The following is a 17,940-nucleotide window of genomic DNA, read 5'->3' on the forward strand; positions in this document are numbered from 1 at the left end:
GGGCGTGGGCGCCAGCCGCGTCGGGCCGGGCGTCGGGGCTTACCTTCGACGGGAACGCGCGGCGCATCCGCCGCCAGACGCCCGAGGGCGAAGGGGACGCGAGCCATGGGGGATACCAGCGTGAAGAAGGTGGAGAGCCGGCACTCGCCCCGGGGAGAGATGGGGCAGAAGTACCTGGCCTCCGGCGTGCGGCTGTCCATGCGGCTGTGGGAGGACGAGCCGCCAGGGGAGCCCAAGCCCGCCGCGCCGCGTGACTACGAGACGGTGGGCTTCGTGCTGAAGGGCCGCGCGGAGCTGCATCTGGAGGGGCAGCTCATCCTGCTCAACCCCGGTGACTCGTGGCTCGTGCCGCGCGGCGCCAGCCACACGTACAAGATTCTGGAGACCTTCTCCGCGGTGGAGGCCACCAGCCCTCCGGCCGCCGTGCACGGCCGCGACGAGGGCGCGCGCGAGCAGAAGCCCGCGAAGGCGTGACGGAGCGGCGGGGCTCAGGGCTTGGGCGGGGCCTCCTCGAGAGGCACCGCCGCCTCCAGCGCGACGTCCGAGCTCGCCCGCGCGGCGTCGCGGCACTGGATGGTGCCCTTCACCCAGTGCCGCCGGTTCACGGGAGAATCCGTGACGATGATGGACGTACTGGAGCTCTTCCCGACGAAAAGGAGCGGCCCGCCCTGGCTCCCCGTGTCGAAGGACCAGTCGTACTCGCGCCCCCCACAGAGCTCCGCGGCCCGCCGGTGGAAGTAGCCTTGCAGCGTGCCCAGGTGTGTCTGCGGATTGCCGCGCACCTCAATCTGGATGACGCCCGGGGCCACCTCCATGTCGTGATAGCCGCCCGAGCCCGTCATCGGCTGGTAGGGTGTGACGCAGCCCGCGCAGAGCAGCGGCACGCAGGCGGTGAGGACTCGGCGCGAGAGGGTCATCCCCTGTCTATTCGGAAGCAGCCTCGCTTCCTGGTCGTGCACCGCTTCTTCGGAGGTGCTGCTCCAGGAGGGAGAGGATGCGCGTGAAGGTCCTCGCGCCGTAGCGGTTCCAAGGATTGTATCCTCGCGCCGAGGCGGGGTCCCCCAACCGCCACCTGGAGACCCCATGCATCCGAAGAGGCGTCATCGATGGTCTGCTCGCTGCGCGGTGCTCGGCTTGGGCGTCGCGCTCATCGTCGCGCCGGGCTGCTCGAGCGACGACTCGCCCGGCGTGGATGTCCCAAACCCGCTGACCAATCCCAAGGACGGTCCGCCGGCCGGCAACCCGAACGCGGAGGCCACCTGCGGCGTGCCCGCGGAGGCGGGGCTCGCGGATGTCTCCAGGCCCACCACCGTCGTCGGCACGGGCACGCCCGCGAGCTGCACGAGCGCCGCGTTCATCGACGCCGTGGCCAAGGGCGGCGTCATCACCTTCGACTGTGGGCCGGAGCCGGTGACGCTCACGCTCGACCGGACGGCGAAGGTCTTCAACGACAAGGGGCCGGACATCGTCATCGACGGAAAGGGATTGGTGACGCTCAGCGGCGCGGGCCGGCACCGCATCCTGTACATGAACACCTGTGACAGGAATCAGGTCTGGACCACCGCGCACTGCGACAACCAGGACCACCCCCGGCTGACGCTCCAGAACCTCACCTTCATCGACGCCAGCTCCAAGAGCGAGACGGAGTTCGACGGCGGCGGCGCGGTCTGGGTTCGCGGTGGCCGCGTGAAGGTCATCAACTCCCGCTTCTTCAACAACGCGTGCGCGGACGTGGGCCCCGACGTGGGCGGCGCCGCGCTCCGTGTGTTCGACCAGTACAATGACTTGCCCGTGTACGTGGTGAACACGACCTTCGGAGGCAAGGCGGGCTATGGCGGGGCCTGCTCGAACGGCGGCGGCATCAGCAGCATCGGCGTGTCATGGACCGTCATCAACAGCCTGTTCTCCCACAACCGGGCCATCGGCAACGGCGCCAATCCCTCGCGCCCAGGGACGCCGGGTGGCGGCAGCGGCGGCGCCATCTACAACGACGGCAACAGGATGACGCTGTCCCTGTGCGGCACGCGAATCGAGCACAACGAGGTCAACGCGCACGGCAGCGCCATCTTCTTCGTCAGCAATGACCACTCGGGCGACATCCGCATCGACCGCTCGGTCATCCAGAACAACCTGGGCGGCTCCTGGTACGTGACGCACCCCCAGATTTCGAATCACTCGGACACGCCCATCACCGTCACCAACTCCACGATTCAGTGACGGACCGGCCGTGACGGGGCGCTAATAGACATAGGGCACCTGCTGGGCCCAGGTGCTCTTGCCGTAGTGCCGGTGCAGATGGCGGAAGGCGGCCATGGCCTCGGGGGTGTTCTGGTTGCAGACCCGCTTGCTGGCGCGCACGGCGCGGTACAGGGCGATGGGCGAGCGAGGGTCCTTCGGGTGCTCCTTGGCCCATGCGAGCGCGACCTTCGAGAAGTACACCACGGCGCTCCCCGCCTCGACAATCCGTTGCCATTCCGAGACCGCCGTCACGCGCTCCTCCTCACTCACGAAGGAGAACGGTGTCGCCTGCACCGGGTACAGTGTGCACCACCAGTTGTCCTTCCCGGAGGTGAAGGTGGTGAGGCCGGGGTGCCAGATGCGCCTCGGGTCGGTCACCAGGGTGACCGAGAGCACGGGCAGCCCCATCACGAGCAGCCGCGCCTCGAACATCCGCTCCTCGACGGTCGTCCTGCCGAGCATCGCGCGCAGCTCGCTCCGGGCGGTGGGCTCCGACTCGGCCAGCATTGTCGCCAGGGCCTGGAGGGTCTCATCATCGCCCAGGATGGCGGCTCGCACGAAGGCGGTCCATCGCAGTTGCTGGCGATGGGCCGGGGGCACCCGCTCGTCAGAGCTCAGCGCGACCAGGCGACGCGCGGTGATGGGCGTGTTGAGGAGGGAGAGCGCCGCGTAGCTGAAGGCCGCGGGCTGCTCCAGCCGACCGTCGGCCAGGGCGGGGCGGGTCCACGGTGCTTCCTCGGCGACGCGCTCCAGGGCGATGCCCAGGAAGGCCTCCCAGCTCGTGGCGAGCAGGAGCCGCTCAGCGTGGACGAACTTGTTGCTCGTGGGACGTGCCCGCACCTGCTCGAGTGGCACGGCGGCCAGGCGCTCGCGTGCCGCGTCCAGCAATCGCTGCTCCCGCAGCAGCCTCACGGTGTGCAGCGCGAGGGTCAGCCCTTGGGGGGCGGAGAGGGGCACCCGGGCCGACGCGACGAGCAGCGTGCCCACCTCCGGAGAGTCTCCCCGCGCCTTGAGCATCGCGGCGACGAGCCAGGGGGCGAGGTGGGTCTGCTTCCATCTCGCGAGCGCCACGACATAGGCCTCCCGCTTCTGCTGCTCCTGCTCCGGGGTCCAGGTCTCGGCGGCCTGCTGCATGACGTGAATCCACTGGAGCATCTCCTGGGTGGGCGCGGGGCTCGACGGACACTTGCGACCCGGCTCGAACGACAGGTCGAAGTCGCCCAGCTCCGCCGCGAGCGCGGACCCCGTGCCGGGCTGGAGCACGAGCGTCGGCAGCGTGCAGACCCACGCCTCGCGTTGCGTGCGGGAGCGGACGAGGCTGCGCAGGCGCCGGGTCTGCGCATGGACGGCGCGCAGTCGGGGCCTCGCGAGGATGCGGGTGATGGTCGCATCCGCCTCGTCGAGGCGAGCCATGAAGCGGGCTTCCTCCTCGGGCTGTCCGCTGCCCCAGGGGCTGTGCTCCTTGAGGGCCCGGCGCACCTGCGTGCGGGCCACGAGATACGCGGCGCGGGCCCGGTAGGGGGTGTCGCGGTGTCCCTCGATGGCCTGGAACGCGGCGAGGGCCTCGTCGAAGCGGCTGCAATACAGGTGCGAGGCGGCGACCTGGTAGTCGCGCTCGGCCTGCCGGCGGGCCTGCACCGGCGCGGAGGGTTTAACGGGGCGCCCGACGTCATCGAGGTCCTCGGCGCTCATCGCGGGCAGGGGCTGGCAGGAGCCCGCGAAGATTGCGTTCTGGGCGTCGACCCACTCGAGCAGCAGCGCCGGGTGCTTTCGCCACAGCCGGGACAAGGTCCCCACGGTCTCCGCGGCGCGCTCGAACGCGTCGCCGTGGATGTGACGTTCCTCCTCCGGGATGTCGGAGCGGGGGGATGTGAGTCTCGCGGAGTCCAGGCCGAGGGAGTGGAGGGCCAGCGACCTGGCCTCGTTCCAGACCCCCTGCTCCTTCGAGGTGTCACCGCGCTCCAGCTCGCCCTCCATGCGCTTCCAGGTGTCCACCACCGCGCGCTGTTCCTCGGGTGTGGTGGGCACCCCCATCATCCAACGCCACGCATAGGCGAGGTGCATGGGGTGGTGTGTGCCCGCGAGCATCTCCAGGTGCCCCGCGGCGAAGCGCTCGAAGGGGGCGTCGGGATGCGAGTACATGCTGGCCTGATCACCCCCGGGACCACATGCCTCGGCCGGAGCGGCGGGCCACAACAGGAGGAGCCACAGGCAGAGCGCGAGGAGGGGCTTCATGGCGTCAGGTCCTTCAGTGCCTGGGCGAGCGACTCCGACGTCCAGGGGCGGGGGTTGAAGAGGTAGAGCGTGTCCACGCCGGAGGGCGCGCGGTGTCGCTCGTCGAGCGCGAGGCCCACGCTTCGGCCACACGGCGCCGCGCCGCCGCGCGCGAACCGGGCGCGCCACGTGGGCCCCTCCGGGCCCATGCGGAACAGCTGGGGGACGACCTCGTCCACGGGGGCCTGCTCCAACCAGCTCCCCTGCGTGCACCACGAGGCGAGCCCGGTGATGGACAAGGGACGCGAGGCGCCCAGCAGCTCGCGCGTCTGGCGCAGCAACGCCAGATACGCCGCCTGCTCCGACTCGCGGGCGTCGAAGTCGATCTGGAGCATGGACACGTCCCGGGCGCGGGCCAGGTCGACCAGGCGCTGGGCCACCCCGCGCAGCTGGGCGGGCGAGTAGTGCGCCAGTGAGGCGCCGTCGCGCATCTCCAGGCGGATGGTGCCGCGAGGGCGCTTGCCGGCCGGAAGCCGGATGGGCTGTTGGCGCGAGTGGGTGCGCCATCGCGACGCACGCAGCTCCAGCGTCGCCAGGAGGACGGACACCTCGACGGAGGGATTCGCGAGGAAGCTCAAGTCCTCGGGGCGCTCCCACGCCCACAGGACGACGCGGGGGGCGAGTGGGGGCGCCGGCTGGAGCGGACACGACACGGCCAGGCCCAGGAGCAGGGTGGCGAGACTGCCACGGCGTGGCATTGCGGCCTCATGCGGGTTGGGGGAATGACGGGCGAGCGTGGCCACGGGACCGCGCCCCTCACGATAAAGCAATGCCAGTGCCAGACGGCGGCGAGGCTCGTGGCGGGCGGGGACTATCGAAAACACCCGCGCACGCTTGATGATGGTGTCATGCCCAGGTCTCTGGAATGCCGCGTCACGTTGCTGGTCGCCCTGTCCATGCTGGTGCCAGGGTGGGCCGTCGCGGCGTCCCCGACCGGGGGGAGCGCGCCGGTGACGCTCCGCTGGAAGGTGCCGCCGTCCTCGCTCGGCTATTCGTACACGATGGACACGATGTCCCCGAAGTCGAGCACCATGAAGGTGGACATCTCCGGCGTCCGGCTGCGGGGCGAGCCCGCCGGCAAGCGCAAGAAGCTGTTCGAGATGGCGCAGCCGACCCAGTCCGCCATGGCGCTCGTGCTGTCCCCGAAGCCCTCGGGTGACGTGGCCGCGCGGGTGGTGGTGACGAAGATGGAGATTCCCAAGACGAAGCGCGCGTCGAAGGAGGCCAAGGAGCTGGCCCGGCAGCTGAAGGCCATGGAGGGCGGCGTGCAGATTCGGGCCACCCTCACGCCCTCGGGGCTGGTCACCAGCGACTTGAAGCGCGAGCACCGCAACCTGGTGGCCTTCATGGTGGAGCTGCCGTCGCGCCCGGTGTCCGTGGGCGACGTGTGGACCCACAGCGCCGACCTGGTCGACATGGGGAAGAACTGGAACGGCGAGAGTGACGCCATCAACCGCGTGGAGCTGGTGTCCCTGGAGCGCGAGGCCGAGGGCACCACGGTGGCCGTCATCGACTTCACCGTCGCGGAGCGCCACGCCGGCCGCTACGAGAACCCCGCGCTGGCCAAACCCATCCCCGCCACCATGGAGATGTCCTATGTGGGGCGCGGCGAGTTCCTCGTCGAGGAGGGCCGCTGGCGCCGCGTCGCGGGGGAGATGGCCACCCTTGCCAAGGGCGTGGTCTCCGTGGACTCCGCGCAGCGCTTCGTCATGGTGCCGCTGGAGCCCATCCCTCCGGAAGTCCTCTCGGCCCAGTAGCGCGCCTCGGCGCTCCTTCCACACCGGGTCATTCGGAACTGGGGGACTGACACCTGGCTCGGGTGTCACGGCTCACCCGTGTTTCATTGTCGATGCTTGGGTTACGGTCACCGGCCCTCCCATGTCTTGATTCCCCCACGGATACCCCGGTCTCGGGAGGAAGGCCGAGGTGTGTCAGGAGTGGCGCTCTTGAAAGGCAGACAGTGGCAGCAGGACCCCCAGGGTTCCGCTGGTGTCGGGCGGCCTTGTTGGCATTGGGGATGGGTTGTGGCGAGACGCTGCCCATCGACGCGTCGGAGTCGGAGTCGCGGACCCAGCGCGGTTCGCTCGCGGGCGGGCAGTCGGTGGCGCGGGTCGCGGCGGGGGCGTACCACTCGCTACCAGGACGGGGACGGCTACGGGCACGGCGGCCATTGGCAGTACGCGTGCAACCGTCCGAGGGGCTACACGAACAACGGCATCGACTGCCACGACAGCAATGCGTCCATCAACCCGGGACAGGCGGAGTCCTGCTGGGACACCATCGACAACAACTGCGATGGGTACATCGCCCCGTACTGCGGCGGGCCGACGAACCCCAATCCCAACCCGTGCAATGGCGACCCCTTGTGCCATGAGCCCTGAGTGAGACCCTCCGCCGGGCATCCCGTGTCGTGGGATGCCCGGCGGTGCTTCAGTGTCGCGCGCTACGGGGTGACGATGAGCCCGGTGACGCGGGTGTTGTTGTCCTCACGCAGCTCGTGCAGTGACTCGGTGGCATCCACGAATGCGCCCAGGTGGTAGGCGCCGGCCAGTCCCATCGCGCCGGGCGGGAGGTTGGCCGACACGGTCAGCGGCTGGGTGCTGCAGCTGTTCGGGTTCAGCGAGTTGAGGCTCGCGACCCCGAGGAGGGCCTGGTCCGGCGCGGGCTGCACCGAGTCCGGGGTGAGCACCGTGCCGAGCGAGGTGTAGAGGTGCACGCTGCTCGGGTCGCTGGGCTGGGTGCCCTGGTTGCAGACCGTCACCGTGGCGGTGAAGGAGTTCCCCATCCGGACGAAGGAGGGACCCGTCAGCGCGGTGACCACCAGGTCCGCCTTGTTGCCGACGCCCACGAGCCCCTTGATGAAGATGTTGTTGTCCTCGCGCAGCTCCTGGACGTTCGCGTCCTCGTCGACGATGGCGCCCACGTAGTAGGCGCCCTCGGTGTTGTAGGCGTCCGGAGGCAGATGGGGCGTGAGCTGGGTGGACACCGTGGTGCAGTTCCCAGGGAGGAGCGAGGGCACGGGGACGTAGCCCAGCGGCGACTGGTCCATCGGCGGATAGGGCGGCGAGTTGGCGCCCATCGCCGTCAGCGCGTCGTCCATGGACAGGTACAGCTGCACGTGGCTCGGCGTGCTGCCCTCCGTGCCCTGGTTGCACACCGTCACGGTGCCCGTCACGGTCTGCGAAGGGAACCCGTCCAACTGGAAGCTCGGCGGCACGCTCATGCCGGTGATGACGAGGTCCGCCTTGCTGCCGATGCCGACGAGGCCATGGATGAACGTGTTGTTGTCCTCGCGCAGCTCCTGGACGTTCTCGTACTCGTCGACGATGGCGCCGATGAAGTACGCGCCGTCATGGCCCTGCGCGTCCGGAGGCCGGTTGGGCCAGATGTCCGTGGTGATGGTGGTGCAGTGGCCGGAGGCCAGGTTCGGCACCCAGGCGCTGCCCGCGTACATCTGGTCGGTGACGGGGTAGGGCGGCATGCTGGGGCCCATGGAGGTCAGCTGGTCGTCCATGGAGATGTAGAACCGGACCTCCGTGGAGTCGCTCAGGGAGGTACCCTGGTTGCAGACCGTCACCGAGGCCGTCGGGGTCGGCGAGGAGGGGCCGCTGGTGCGCAGGCTGGGCGGCACCACCATGCCGGTGATGACCAGGTCGGCCCTGTGGCCGACACCGACGAGGCCGTGGATGAACGCGTTGTTGTCCTCGCGCAGCTCCTGCTCGTCTTCCTGCTCATCGACGATGCCGCCGACGTAGTACGCGCCCTCGAGGCCCTGCGCCGCCGGAGGCATCACGGAGGAGAGCGGGACGCTCACGGTGGCGCAGCGTCCGGCGAAGAGCGAAGGCACCGGGGCCATTCCGAGCGGCGCCTGGTCCATGACGGGGTAGGGCGGCATGTTGGGTCCCATGGCGGTCAGCGTGTCATCCATGGAGAGATAGAGCCGGACCTGCGTCGACCCGCTGTCCTGCGTGCCCTGGTTGCACACCGTCACCGAGGCCGACACGGAAGAAGCAGGACCGTTCCGGAGGCTCGGCGGCACCACCATGCCGGTGATGACCAGGTCGGACCCGTTGCCGACGCCGACGAGGCCATGGATGAACGTGTTGTTGTCCTCGCGCAGCTCCTGGACGTTCGAGTCCTCGTCGACGATGGCGCCCACGTAATATGCGCCGTTGTTGCCCTGCGCGTCCGGAGGCGGCTGGGGCGCGAGCTGGGTGGACACCGTGGCGCAGTGTCCGGGGAAGAGCGAGGGCACGGGGACGAAGCCCAGCGGTGACTGGTCCATGGGCGGATAGGGCGGCGCGTTGGGGCCCATCGCCGTCAGCACGTCATCCATGGACAGGTACAGCCGCACCTGCGTCGACGTGCTGTCCTGCGTGCCCTGGTTGCAGACCGTCACCGTGGCGGAGGCGGTGACGCACTGGGTGGGGTAGAGGTTCGGCACCCAGGCGCTGCCCGCGTACACCTGGTCGGTGACGGGATAGGGCGGCATGCCGGAGCCCATGGAGGTCAGCTGGTCGTCCATGGAGATGTAGAGCCGGACCTCCGTGGAGTCGCTGTGGGAGGTACCCTGGTTGCAGACGGTGACCTTCGCCTTCGGGGCCGGCGAGGAGGGGTAGCTGCTGCCGCGCAGGCTGGGCGGCACCTCCATGCGGGTGATGACCAGGTCCGCCTGGACTCCGAAGCCGACGAGGCCGTGGATGAACGCGTTGTTGTCCTCGCGCAGCTCCTGCTCGTCGTCCTGCTCATCGACGATGCCGCCGACGTAGTACGCGCCCTCGAGGCCCTGGGCCGCCGGAGGCAGCGCGGGCGAGAGGTTCGTGGAGACGGTGGTGCACTGTGAAGGGAAGAGCGAGGGCACCGGAGCATGTCCGAGCGGCGCCTGGTCCGTGACGGGCTGCGGCGGCGCGTTGGGGCCCATGGCGGTCAGCACGTCGTCCATGGAGAGATAGAGCCGGACCTGCGTCGGCCCGCTGGGCTGCGTGCCCAGGTTGCACACCGTCACGGAGCCCTTGGGCTGCTGCGACGAAGGGTATCCGCTGTTGTGCAGACTGGGCGGCACCACCATGGCGGTGATGACCAGGTCGGACCCGTTGCCGGCGCCGACGAGGCCGTGGATGAACGTGTTGTTGTCCTCGCGCAGCTCCTGGACGTTCGCGTCCTCATCGACGATGGCGCCCACGTAGTACGCGCCGTTGTTGCCCTGTGCGTCCGGAGGCAGCTGGGGCGTGAGCTGGGTGGACACCGTGGCGCAGCGCCCGGCGAACAGCGAGGGCACGGGGACGAAGCCCAGCGGCGACTGGTCCATGGGCGGATTGGGCGGCGCGTTGGGGCCCATCGCCGTCAGCACGTCGTCCATGGACAGGTACAGCCGCACCTGCGTCGACCCGCTGTCCTGCGTGCCCTGGTTGCAGACCGTCACCGTGCCCGTCACGGGCTGCGACGAAGGATGCCAGCCGATGTGGAGGCTGGGCGGCACCTTCATGGCGGTGATGACGAGGTCCGACTTGTCGCCGAAGCCGACCAGGCCGTGGATGAACGCGTTGTTGTCCTCGCGCGTCTCCGCCACGTTCTCGAACTCATCGACGAGGGCGCCGAAGTAGTAGGCCCCCTGGAGGCCATTGGCGTCCGGCGGCAGGTGGGGCCAGAGGTCCGCGGTGAGCGTGGCGCACTGACTGGGATACAGGTTCGGCACCCAGGCGTTGCCCACCTGCGCCTGGTCCGTGACGGGGACAGGCGGCGCGCTGGGCCCCCGGGACGTCAGCACGTCGTCCATGGAGATGTAGAAGCCCACCTCCGTGGAGTCGCTGTGGGAGGTGCCCTGGTTGCAGACGGTGACCTTCGCCTTCGGCGCCTGCGAGTAGGGATAGTTGCTGGCGCGGAAGCTCGGCGGCACCACCATGTCGGTGATGACCAGGTCCGGTCCATTCACCAGGGAACCCGTGCTGGTGCCCAGGTGGGTCGCTGGTGACGCCCCATCACCGCCGGAACAGCCGGTGCTCCCTGTGACCATCAAACCCAGCATCAGCAGACCGCTGCTGGCGGTCGTTCTCCATGCTGCCCTCTTCATGTCGTCTCCCTTTGCCGCGACGGATGGGGTGCCCCGAGGCCTTCCAGGGCGTGTCTCCCATTACGTGCGCGGCGTCTAAGGTGAAAAGACAGAAAACCATGGAGAACAGGGCGGGTGCCAGGACCCGCTAGAAGTCGCGAACCGAGTCCATCACCGCCACGAGCGCGTCGCGGTCCAGGGGGACGACGGACGCGTCACCGGCGGCCCTCAGCTTCCCATCCACGGCGTCGAGGATGCCCATCAGCGCGTCGTGGATGTGCTCTCGCTCCACGGTGAAGATGAAGGCGTGGCGCGCATCCAGCGTGTTGAAGCCCTCGGTGTAGTCCTTGACGATGGGGGTGAGCGCGGAGACGAGCGCGGACGGTGAGCCGCCGTGCTGGGGCGTGGCCGCGAGCGCGGCCGAGCGCGCCTGGCGATACAGCGCCGCCGCCTTCTTCGCCTTGGCCGGGGGGATGTTGTCCTCGCCGTCCCAGTGGCGGAAGGGATTGTCCAGGTTCTCCGCCAGCCACTCGGGCTTGCGCGGCTGTCGCACCGACACATCCACGCCCCGCTGCGCGGCGGCCTTGTAGGCCTTCTTCACGCTGGCGGCGACGTCGGCGGGGAGGCTGGTGAGCCACAGCCGCCCCAGGTCGGGGAAGCGCTCCGGCCCGGGGAACTCCTCGGGGGACATCCCGAACACCTCGTTGAACATGAGCACGCGAAGCCCGGTGAGCGCGCCCAGCTCCGCCGTGTCGCGCAGGTTTCCCGGCGCGCCCGTGGCCCGCAGCTCCGTGAGCTTGGGGAAGCGGCGGACGATGCTCCCGGCATCCAGCTCCCGGAAGGAATGCACGTGCAGCTCGTCCAGGGCATCCAGCCCGGACCAGACCCAGGAGGTGTCCTTCGTGTGCAGGTGCAGCCAGCGCCCGTCCGCCTCGGCGTGGATCCTCAGCCCGGGCGAGGCCTCTCCGAGCAGCGACAGCGTCTCCAGCTCGTCGTTGAGATACACCTCCTGGACCCCCGTGACGTCCAGCACGAATCGGCTCAGCCGCGCCCCGCGCACGTCCACCACGCGCTGGCCGTGGTTCGTCACCTGGGACTCGTAGACGAAGGGCCTGCGCCGGATGAAGTCGAACAATCCTGTGGCAGGTGCATCCGCGTTGACCGACGTCAGGATGGGCAGCGCCTCGAACACCGCCAGGTCGGAGACGGCGCGGAGCCGGTCCGTGTCGAGCCGCTGCGTCGTGCGGCGCAGCTCCAGGCCGCCCAGCGTCACCAGCTCGCTGCGGTCCTCCTTGGCGATGGTCTGCTTGAAGAGGTCCCGGGTGGCCTGGGGAATGGTCTCCCAACGATGCTGGCTGAAGATGTGGCGGCCCGTGGGCCAGTGGCTGTAGCTGACGCTCTTCTCCGTGAGCAGCGGCGGCCGGTTGCCCACGTGGACGAAGCCATGCGGCACGTCGATGGGCGCCCAGACGTGGACGTGGTGCTCCTTCCAGAAGAAGAAGTTGACGACGATGGGCTTCATCGCCGCCACCGCCGCCGCGTCCGGGAGCTCGGGCCCCACCCAATCCAGGGACAGCACACAGGCCAGCTCGTCCTTCCCCTCCTGCTTCAAAGCCGTGACCTGCACCGCGGTGTAGGCCGCGAGCCGAGGGGTGTAGACGACGAAGATGTCACCGACGGTGGGCTTCATGTGCGAGCGAATCCGAGGGCAGGGTGGAGTGGCCCCAGTGTAGGTCGCGCCCTCGCTTGAAACAGTCCGCTCGGCCACGGTTCACCCGTGTTTCACGGCCCTCTCCGGGTAGACGGGGCGGACCCGGACTCGATATCGTTGTTACTGCAACTTCGACACAGTTCTCACGACAAGGGGCCCCGGATGACGCTGTCTCGTTGGGTGATTGGATTCTCCGCGTTGCTGCTCGGCGCTTGTGGTGGACCGGCCGAGATGGAGGAGGGGGTTGCTCCGGAGACCACGGCCTCGGTGGCGCAGCGCTCCGAGCCGCCGGGAGGGGGGCGCCAGGGCTTCCACCGGACGTACTACCACGACGCCGCGAAGACGCGGTGGGCGGGGGCGTTGCATGGGGACTGCTTGGGTTACATCACCCAGTCCGGCGTGGTGACGTCGTACTACGACGAGTACGCCTTCCTCTGTGAATGAGCGGTCGCGGCTGCGCCCTCGGGGCCGCAGGGCTCCGGGGGCGGGTCCTCGACGTCGTGGTGCCTCGGAAAACTGAGAGGGGCGGGCGGGGGCCGTGGATTTCCACGTGGCCGGACGCGAGGCCACGTGACGTTCGTGGTGCGCTCCGGACGAGGGCAGCGGCCTCCGGCCGGAGTTCGTTGCTGGCGTCTGTCTTGCTTTCGCGACGCACATGACGTCGAGCAAGGGTCTCTCGAGGGTGCCGGGCAGGTCTGTTCCGGGATGGACGTGGCTCGTGGCGGTGGTGTTCCTGGCCGGCTGTCGTGGCCCCGAAGGCGAGCCGCCCCCGTCCTCCCACTCCCCCTTGTCGTTGAAGGGTGACCAGGTCCTGGGGCCGGAGTGCGAGGGCGTGGAGCTCACCTGTCCGGAGGGCTACGCCTGTGCCTGGTTCGACCTGGGGGCGGGCCGTGACATCCGCTGCGTCCAGTCCCCGGCCATCTGCGACCTGTTCACGTGCAGCTCCGGCGAGTGCATGGTGCTGGAGAGCCATCCGCTCCAGATCCGCTGCAGCGGCTCCTGACGGCGCGTCTCCGGCTCCAGGTGGGTCGAGCGCAGCTTCCTCGAAGTCCCGTCCGTCGCCAGCCCTCCGGTGCTCGACACCACGCGTCCACCAGCCCCGGTCTACAGTGCGCGGGTGACAGGAGCGGACATGCTGGAGCTGCAGGAGCGGTTCATCGAAGCACTGTTGGAGTCCGTCCCCGAGCCTTGGGAGCGCGTCGAGGTGCACTACGAGCGCTACGCGTGGGGCGGGGACACCTCTGAAATCTACGTGGCCAATGGCTTCCTTCACGAACAGCGCTCCGACGTGGACCTGACGCTGGAGGCGTTGGAGGCGCTGCGCACCTTGCAGGAGCACACCCCCGCGCGGCAGCGCGAGGCGTGGACCTGGCTGCTCTTCCGCCTCGACGCGGAGGGCAGGTACCACTTCGACTATCGCTATGGCGTGCCGCCCCTGGTGGCCCAGGAGATGGCGGCGCAGTGAGGAAGGCCCGCCCTCGCTCATCGCGGGGCGGGAAGGTCCTCCTCCTGGAGCAACAGGCGGGGCGCTCGGGGCAGGGCGCGGGCCTTCGCGAGCAGCTCGGTGCGGCTGCGCGCATCCAGCCGCTTGTGGAGGGCCTTGCTGTAGTCATGCACCGTCGCGGGGCTGAGCCCCAGCCGCTCGGCCACCTCCTTCTCGCCGAGGCCCGCCTGGAACAGCGCCAGGACCTGTTGGAGCCGCCGGGGGAGCCGCAGGGCCTGGGCGCTTTGCCACAGGAGCCCCAGCTCGCCGTGGAGCAGGTGGATGAGCTGGCGTTCCCGTGCGTCGAACGGACCCGAGGAGGACTCCCTGAAGAGGAAGACGAAGTGCATGGCCCGGTGCTCGGGGACGTGGAGCGCCGACAGCAGATAGTGATTGAGCCGGGCGGGGCGGTAGTGCTCGTTGAAGATGGTGGACGCATACCAGCTCCGGTCGCTCGCGAGCTCCTGCCTCGGCGCCGTGAAGGTGTCCTCGCCGAGCTGCGCGATTCTGGCGTCGGAAGGGTCCAGCGCGGCCTCGTGACGCTCGCAGACCTGCATCCAGACGCGGCGGTCGGACGCCGTGGCCCACCCCAGGTCCACGCTGCCCTGGTGTCGTGACGCATCCAGGAGCGCTGCCTCCGGAGTCTCCGCCGCCATGCCGACCTGGGCGCCCACGAGCGTGCTCGTCCCGGCGACCAGGTGACGCCTCCACGCCAGCGTGTCGTGACTCAGCTGCCCCAGCTCATCGAGCAGGCGGAAGGCGTTGCGTGCGTCGCGCCACGTGACGAGGTCCGACATGCTCCCGAGGCTATCCCCTGTTCAGGGGAATGGTCATCTCCTCGGCAGCCCCTATCCTGTGTGAACCGAGGCGCTGGATTCCCGAAGGACGGGGCCTGTCTCTTGGTTTCTCGACATTCGTCAAAGCCCTCGCGGGATGGACCCTTGCGCCGACGCATCGTCTCGCGGGTCTCCATCCTTGGTTGTGTCCACCCAGGAGAGACTCATGCATCTGGTTCGTTGGTGTCTTTGTGTTGTGTCTGTGTTTGTCGCGGCCTGTGGGAGCGTCGAGGGCGCCTCCGAGGCCGTGGGGCCGCCGGAGGTCGTGGAGGCGCAGTCGGCGGAGCTGCGCGCCTGTTCGACGTCGCTCGACTGCCGCGCGAACTGTGTCTGCACCAACGGCGTCTGCTCCGGAGGGGGCTTCGGTCCGCCTCCTCCCGCGGGTTACTGCGACGTGCCGCCGGTGCGCGCCTGCACGACGGGGGCGGACTGCGCGTCGGGCTGCTCCTGCTCGAACAACGTCTGCGTCGACAACGGCAAGTTCAGCCCGCCCGCCAATTGCCTGGTCGCGCCGCCGGATGCGTACGAGAGCGATAACTCCCACACCACGGCCTCGTCCTACGTGGGGACGCCGCAGCTCGGGCACACCTTCCACAAGGCGCAGGACGCGGACTGGGTGCTCGGGGCAACGAGCCTCCACCAGCTCTTGACGGTGGAGGTCTACAACCTGCGCAACACCGGAGAGCTTCGGGTGGATGTCCATGCCTATGACTTCGCCACCCGCACCCTGGGGGCCCTGCTGGCCAGCACGCAGACCCTGGTCTGCTCCGACCTCACGCCCAGCTGCAGGATGTTCCGGACGTCGGTCAACGTGGCGCCGGGCGTCTACGCCGTGAAGGTCACCGACACGCGCACCGTCCCCGCTGGCTCCGACTGGCGGCCCACCCCGACGTATGACTTGAAGATGTACTGAGCAGCGCCATCGAGGGCGGAATCCTCCCAGGAACGTGGGATTGTTCCGCCCTCGTGCGCGCGTGCAGACTCCGCGTGCCTTCGACGCTCATCGGTACGCGTGGGAGCGTCGGTGTGTGTGTCATTGACCATTCGATGAGGATGGGAGGGTGCCTGCATGCGGATGCGATTCGATGTGCCCCTGGCGGGGTTGGTCTTCCTGGTGGCGACGTTGACGGCGTGTGGCGGCGACGCCCCGACCGGGGACGAGCTCGTGCTGGAGAGCAGCGAGGCGGCGGTGTCCTGTCAGGTGACGCAGCAGTGCACGAACACCGCGGTGTCGTGCAGCTCCGCGAGCGGCATCTGTGCCTCGGGGGCGGACAATGGGGGCTGGGTGCAGTGCGATGGCGTGCGGACCTGGTGTCCCGCCGTCACCGCCTGCACCTGTCAGCCCGAGAGGCACTCGGTCGCGGGGGGCGGCACCCACCCCAGGTGTGCCGGGGCCTATCTCAGGGCCAGCGACGACGCCCGGGCGGCCGCGGCGGCGCAGTGTCCCCGGGGTGTCTGCAACGCGGTGGAGGAGCGAGGCGAGTGCTTCGCGACACGAGAGTCCGCCTCGGCGGAGGTGTTCTTGACCTTCTCGTGCATGGGACCGCCGAACTGTCAGTAATAAATTCCCTGAGGGGGGATGAGGGGCCGTGACGTTCCTCCCGGAAGGCCGCCGCTGTCACGTGGCGGCCTTCCGGGAGGCCCTCACATGACGCCGTCACTCCGCGCCCTTCTGTCCACCTGTCTCCTGCTGTCGTCGCCGGGCCTCTCCAGCTGCGACGACGACTCCGACCCGAGGCCGCCCGCGGACGCCGGCACCCCCGACGCCGGCTCCGACGCCTGGGACGGCACCTACACCGAGCTCGAGGAGCACGGAGACTTCAAGGACCCGGGCCCCTATGCCCCGTGCACCGTCGATACCCGGGATGCGGGGGGCCTGGCCTGCACGGAGCTGTCGCGCTTCGACCTCTCCGGCTGCGACCTGGGCACGCTCACCGACGTCGAGCCCGGGGCCATCTACCTCGCGCCGATGCGGGACGGGCGGCACGTGCCGGACGGAGGCTACCGACTGACCGACATCGGGGGCATCCGGTTCACCGAGGATGGCGGCACCATGTTCGCCCAGCCCCTGGCCGTGAAGGACACGGGCCCCGGGCGCTTCCACGTCCGCGGCGCTTCGGCCAACGGGCTCGCCACCGTCACCTATCTGGGCTGTGAGCAGAAGTCGCCCGACCTCATCACCGGCTGCTTCGCCTACTGCTACCGCAACCGGTTCGCCCGCGCGGGTACCTTCGAGGCCCACCGGGTCTCCCACTGGGGCGGTGAGCCCGAGTCCTCCGGCGGCCTCGCGCTGCACGGCGAGGGGTACACCCCCCTGGGCCACCCCCTGGACCTCTACGTCACCAAGGGGCACGCCTATGTCGTCTCCATCCCCAAGCAGGTCCGGCTGGGCGGCCTCTCGGTCTTCGACGTCAGCAACCCCGCGGCCCCCGTCCTCAAGACCACCCTCTCCCTGCCCCACGACAACTACTGGAACGCCGTCTGGGCCAAGGGCGATGCCCTGTACGTGGCCAGCAACGACTCGGGGACGCTCGTCTATGACATCTCCGAGCCCGCCAACCCCCGCTTCGTCCGGAGCTTCACGACGGGCGCCACGGGCACGCACACGGTGCTCGTCGACGGCGACCGGCTCTACTCCATGGCCCCCAGCCTCGGCACGTTCGTGCACGACATCTCCGACCCGCTGGCGCCCGAGCTGCGGACCGTCATCGCCTCGCCGGAGGTGGCCACGCTGGGCGGTCCCCATGACGCCTTCGTGTACGAGAACCGCCTCTACGTCAGCGAGTCGTATCGCGGCTACTTCGTGATGGACGTCACGAACCTGGACGACGTCCGCGAGCTGGGCGGGTACGTCCGTCCGGACTTCAGCTTCGCGCACCACAGCGCGGTGGGCACCTTCGCCGGCCGCACCCTCGCGTTCGAGGGCGGTGAGTTCCAGCACTCCCACCTGCGCGTGCTCGACGTCACCGACCCGGCGCGCATCGTGAAGATCGGCGAGTTCCGCACCCACCGGCCCTTCACCTCCATCCACAACATCATCCTGCGCGGCAACCTGCTCTACATCGCCTGGTACCACGACGGCGTGCGCGTGCTGGACGTGTCCAACCCCACCAGGCCCCGGCAGGTGGCGCACTACAACTCCTTCCGAGACTCGGACCCGGACCGCACCGACAGCCCCTTCGAGGGACTGCTCGGCATCCGCGTCCCCGGCGACGGGTATGTGTACGCGGCGGACTCCTCGCGAGGCCTGCTCGTCTTCCGCGAGCTCCCCCAGCCGTAGCGACTTCGTCCCCTCGGAGTGCGCGAGACACACCTCCACGCACTCCGGGGAGCGCGGGCCCGGAGCCCC

General features: G+C 69.4%; 16 protein-coding genes. 10 read left to right on the forward strand and 6 right to left on the reverse strand.

Going from position 1 to position 17,940, the window contains the following annotated elements; genetic code table 11:
* Positions 1–105 precede the first annotated feature (105 nt).
* Positions 106–474 (forward strand): cupin domain-containing protein, encoded by a 369-nt coding sequence (locus tag K8625_RS04825; protein ID WP_223745387.1) that lies wholly within the window; start codon positions 106–108, stop codon positions 472–474.
* Positions 475–488: 14 nt separating this feature from the next.
* On the opposite strand, the gene K8625_RS04830 is transcribed toward K8625_RS04825, so the two are convergent.
* Positions 489–917: a hypothetical protein gene (locus K8625_RS04830; RefSeq protein ID WP_223745388.1), complete on the reverse strand. Its 429-nt coding sequence runs from the start codon at positions 915–917 to the stop codon at positions 489–491.
* A gap of 166 nt (positions 918–1,083) precedes the next feature.
* On the opposite strand from K8625_RS04830, the gene K8625_RS04835 reads away from it, so the two are divergent.
* Positions 1,084–2,217 (forward strand): hypothetical protein, encoded by a 1,134-nt coding sequence (locus K8625_RS04835; RefSeq protein WP_223745389.1) that lies wholly within the window; start codon positions 1,084–1,086, stop codon positions 2,215–2,217.
* Positions 2,218–2,238: 21 nt separating this feature from the next.
* On the opposite strand, the gene K8625_RS04840 is transcribed toward K8625_RS04835, so the two are convergent.
* Positions 2,239–4,473: a hypothetical protein gene (locus tag K8625_RS04840; RefSeq protein ID WP_223781954.1), complete on the reverse strand. Its 2,235-nt coding sequence runs from the start codon at positions 4,471–4,473 to the stop codon at positions 2,239–2,241.
* Positions 4,470–5,210 (reverse strand): DUF3142 domain-containing protein, encoded by a 741-nt coding sequence (locus tag K8625_RS04845; RefSeq protein ID WP_223781955.1) that lies wholly within the window; start codon positions 5,208–5,210, stop codon positions 4,470–4,472. Before K8625_RS04845 ends, K8625_RS04840 begins: the two co-directional genes overlap by 4 nt.
* A 150-nt stretch (positions 5,211–5,360) precedes the next feature.
* Here K8625_RS04845 and K8625_RS04850 point away from each other — a divergent pair, with 150 nt between their 5' ends.
* Together K8625_RS04850 and K8625_RS44370 are read left to right on the forward strand one after the other, a co-directional pair.
* Positions 5,361–6,269, forward strand: coding sequence for a hypothetical protein (locus tag K8625_RS04850; RefSeq protein WP_223781956.1), 909 nt, complete (start codon positions 5,361–5,363; stop codon positions 6,267–6,269).
* A gap of 267 nt (positions 6,270–6,536) precedes the next feature.
* Positions 6,537–6,893, forward strand: a complete 357-nt coding sequence (locus K8625_RS44370) for a putative metal-binding motif-containing protein (RefSeq protein ID WP_223745393.1) — start codon at positions 6,537–6,539, stop codon at positions 6,891–6,893.
* A gap of 62 nt (positions 6,894–6,955) precedes the next feature.
* Here the strand turns inward: K8625_RS44370 and K8625_RS04860 are convergent, their stop codons facing one another.
* Both K8625_RS04860 and K8625_RS04865 read right to left on the reverse strand, forming a co-directional pair.
* A complete protein-coding gene (locus tag K8625_RS04860; RefSeq protein ID WP_223781957.1) occupies positions 6,956–10,582 on the reverse strand; it encodes a CARDB domain-containing protein in 3,627 nt (1,208 codons plus the stop codon).
* Positions 10,583–10,709: 127 nt separating this feature from the next.
* Positions 10,710–12,251, reverse strand: a complete 1,542-nt coding sequence (locus tag K8625_RS04865; RefSeq protein ID WP_223781958.1) for a gliding motility protein — start codon at positions 12,249–12,251, stop codon at positions 10,710–10,712.
* Positions 12,252–12,434: 183 nt separating this feature from the next.
* Here K8625_RS04865 and K8625_RS04870 point away from each other — a divergent pair, with 183 nt between their 5' ends.
* The 3 genes from K8625_RS04870 (at position 12,435) to K8625_RS04880 (ending at position 13,737) form a co-directional block, all read left to right on the forward strand.
* Positions 12,435–12,716: a hypothetical protein gene (locus tag K8625_RS04870; RefSeq protein ID WP_223745396.1), complete on the forward strand. Its 282-nt coding sequence runs from the start codon at positions 12,435–12,437 to the stop codon at positions 12,714–12,716.
* Positions 12,717–12,927: 211 nt separating this feature from the next.
* Positions 12,928–13,275, forward strand: coding sequence for a hypothetical protein (locus K8625_RS04875; protein ID WP_223745397.1), 348 nt, complete (start codon positions 12,928–12,930; stop codon positions 13,273–13,275).
* A 129-nt stretch (positions 13,276–13,404) separates the two neighbouring features.
* A complete protein-coding gene (locus K8625_RS04880) occupies positions 13,405–13,737 on the forward strand; it encodes a hypothetical protein (RefSeq protein ID WP_223745398.1) in 333 nt (110 codons plus the stop codon).
* 17 nt (positions 13,738–13,754) lie between these two features.
* Here the strand turns inward: K8625_RS04880 and K8625_RS04885 are convergent, their stop codons facing one another.
* Entirely contained in the window at positions 13,755–14,552 is a 798-nt protein-coding gene (locus tag K8625_RS04885) for a LuxR C-terminal-related transcriptional regulator (protein ID WP_223781959.1), read from the reverse strand.
* A 235-nt stretch (positions 14,553–14,787) separates the two neighbouring features.
* Between K8625_RS04885 and K8625_RS04890 the strand changes: the two genes are divergently transcribed.
* The 3 genes from K8625_RS04890 to K8625_RS04900 all read left to right on the forward strand — a co-directional run bounded on the left by K8625_RS04890 (position 14,788) and on the right by K8625_RS04900 (position 17,871).
* A complete protein-coding gene (locus K8625_RS04890) occupies positions 14,788–15,504 on the forward strand; it encodes a hypothetical protein (RefSeq protein ID WP_223745400.1) in 717 nt (238 codons plus the stop codon).
* 156 nt (positions 15,505–15,660) lie between these two features.
* Complete coding sequence (locus K8625_RS04895; protein ID WP_223781960.1) at positions 15,661–16,152, forward strand: hypothetical protein; 492 nt, start codon at positions 15,661–15,663, stop codon at positions 16,150–16,152.
* An 87-nt stretch (positions 16,153–16,239) separates the two neighbouring features.
* Positions 16,240–17,871 (forward strand): LVIVD repeat-containing protein, encoded by a 1,632-nt coding sequence (locus tag K8625_RS04900; protein WP_223745402.1) that lies wholly within the window; start codon positions 16,240–16,242, stop codon positions 17,869–17,871.
* Positions 17,872–17,940 lie beyond the last annotated feature (69 nt).

The sequence above is a fragment of the Myxococcus sp. AS-1-15 genome, from assembly GCF_020037055.1.
Taxonomy (GTDB): Bacteria; Myxococcota; Myxococcia; order Myxococcales; family Myxococcaceae; genus Myxococcus; species Myxococcus fulvus.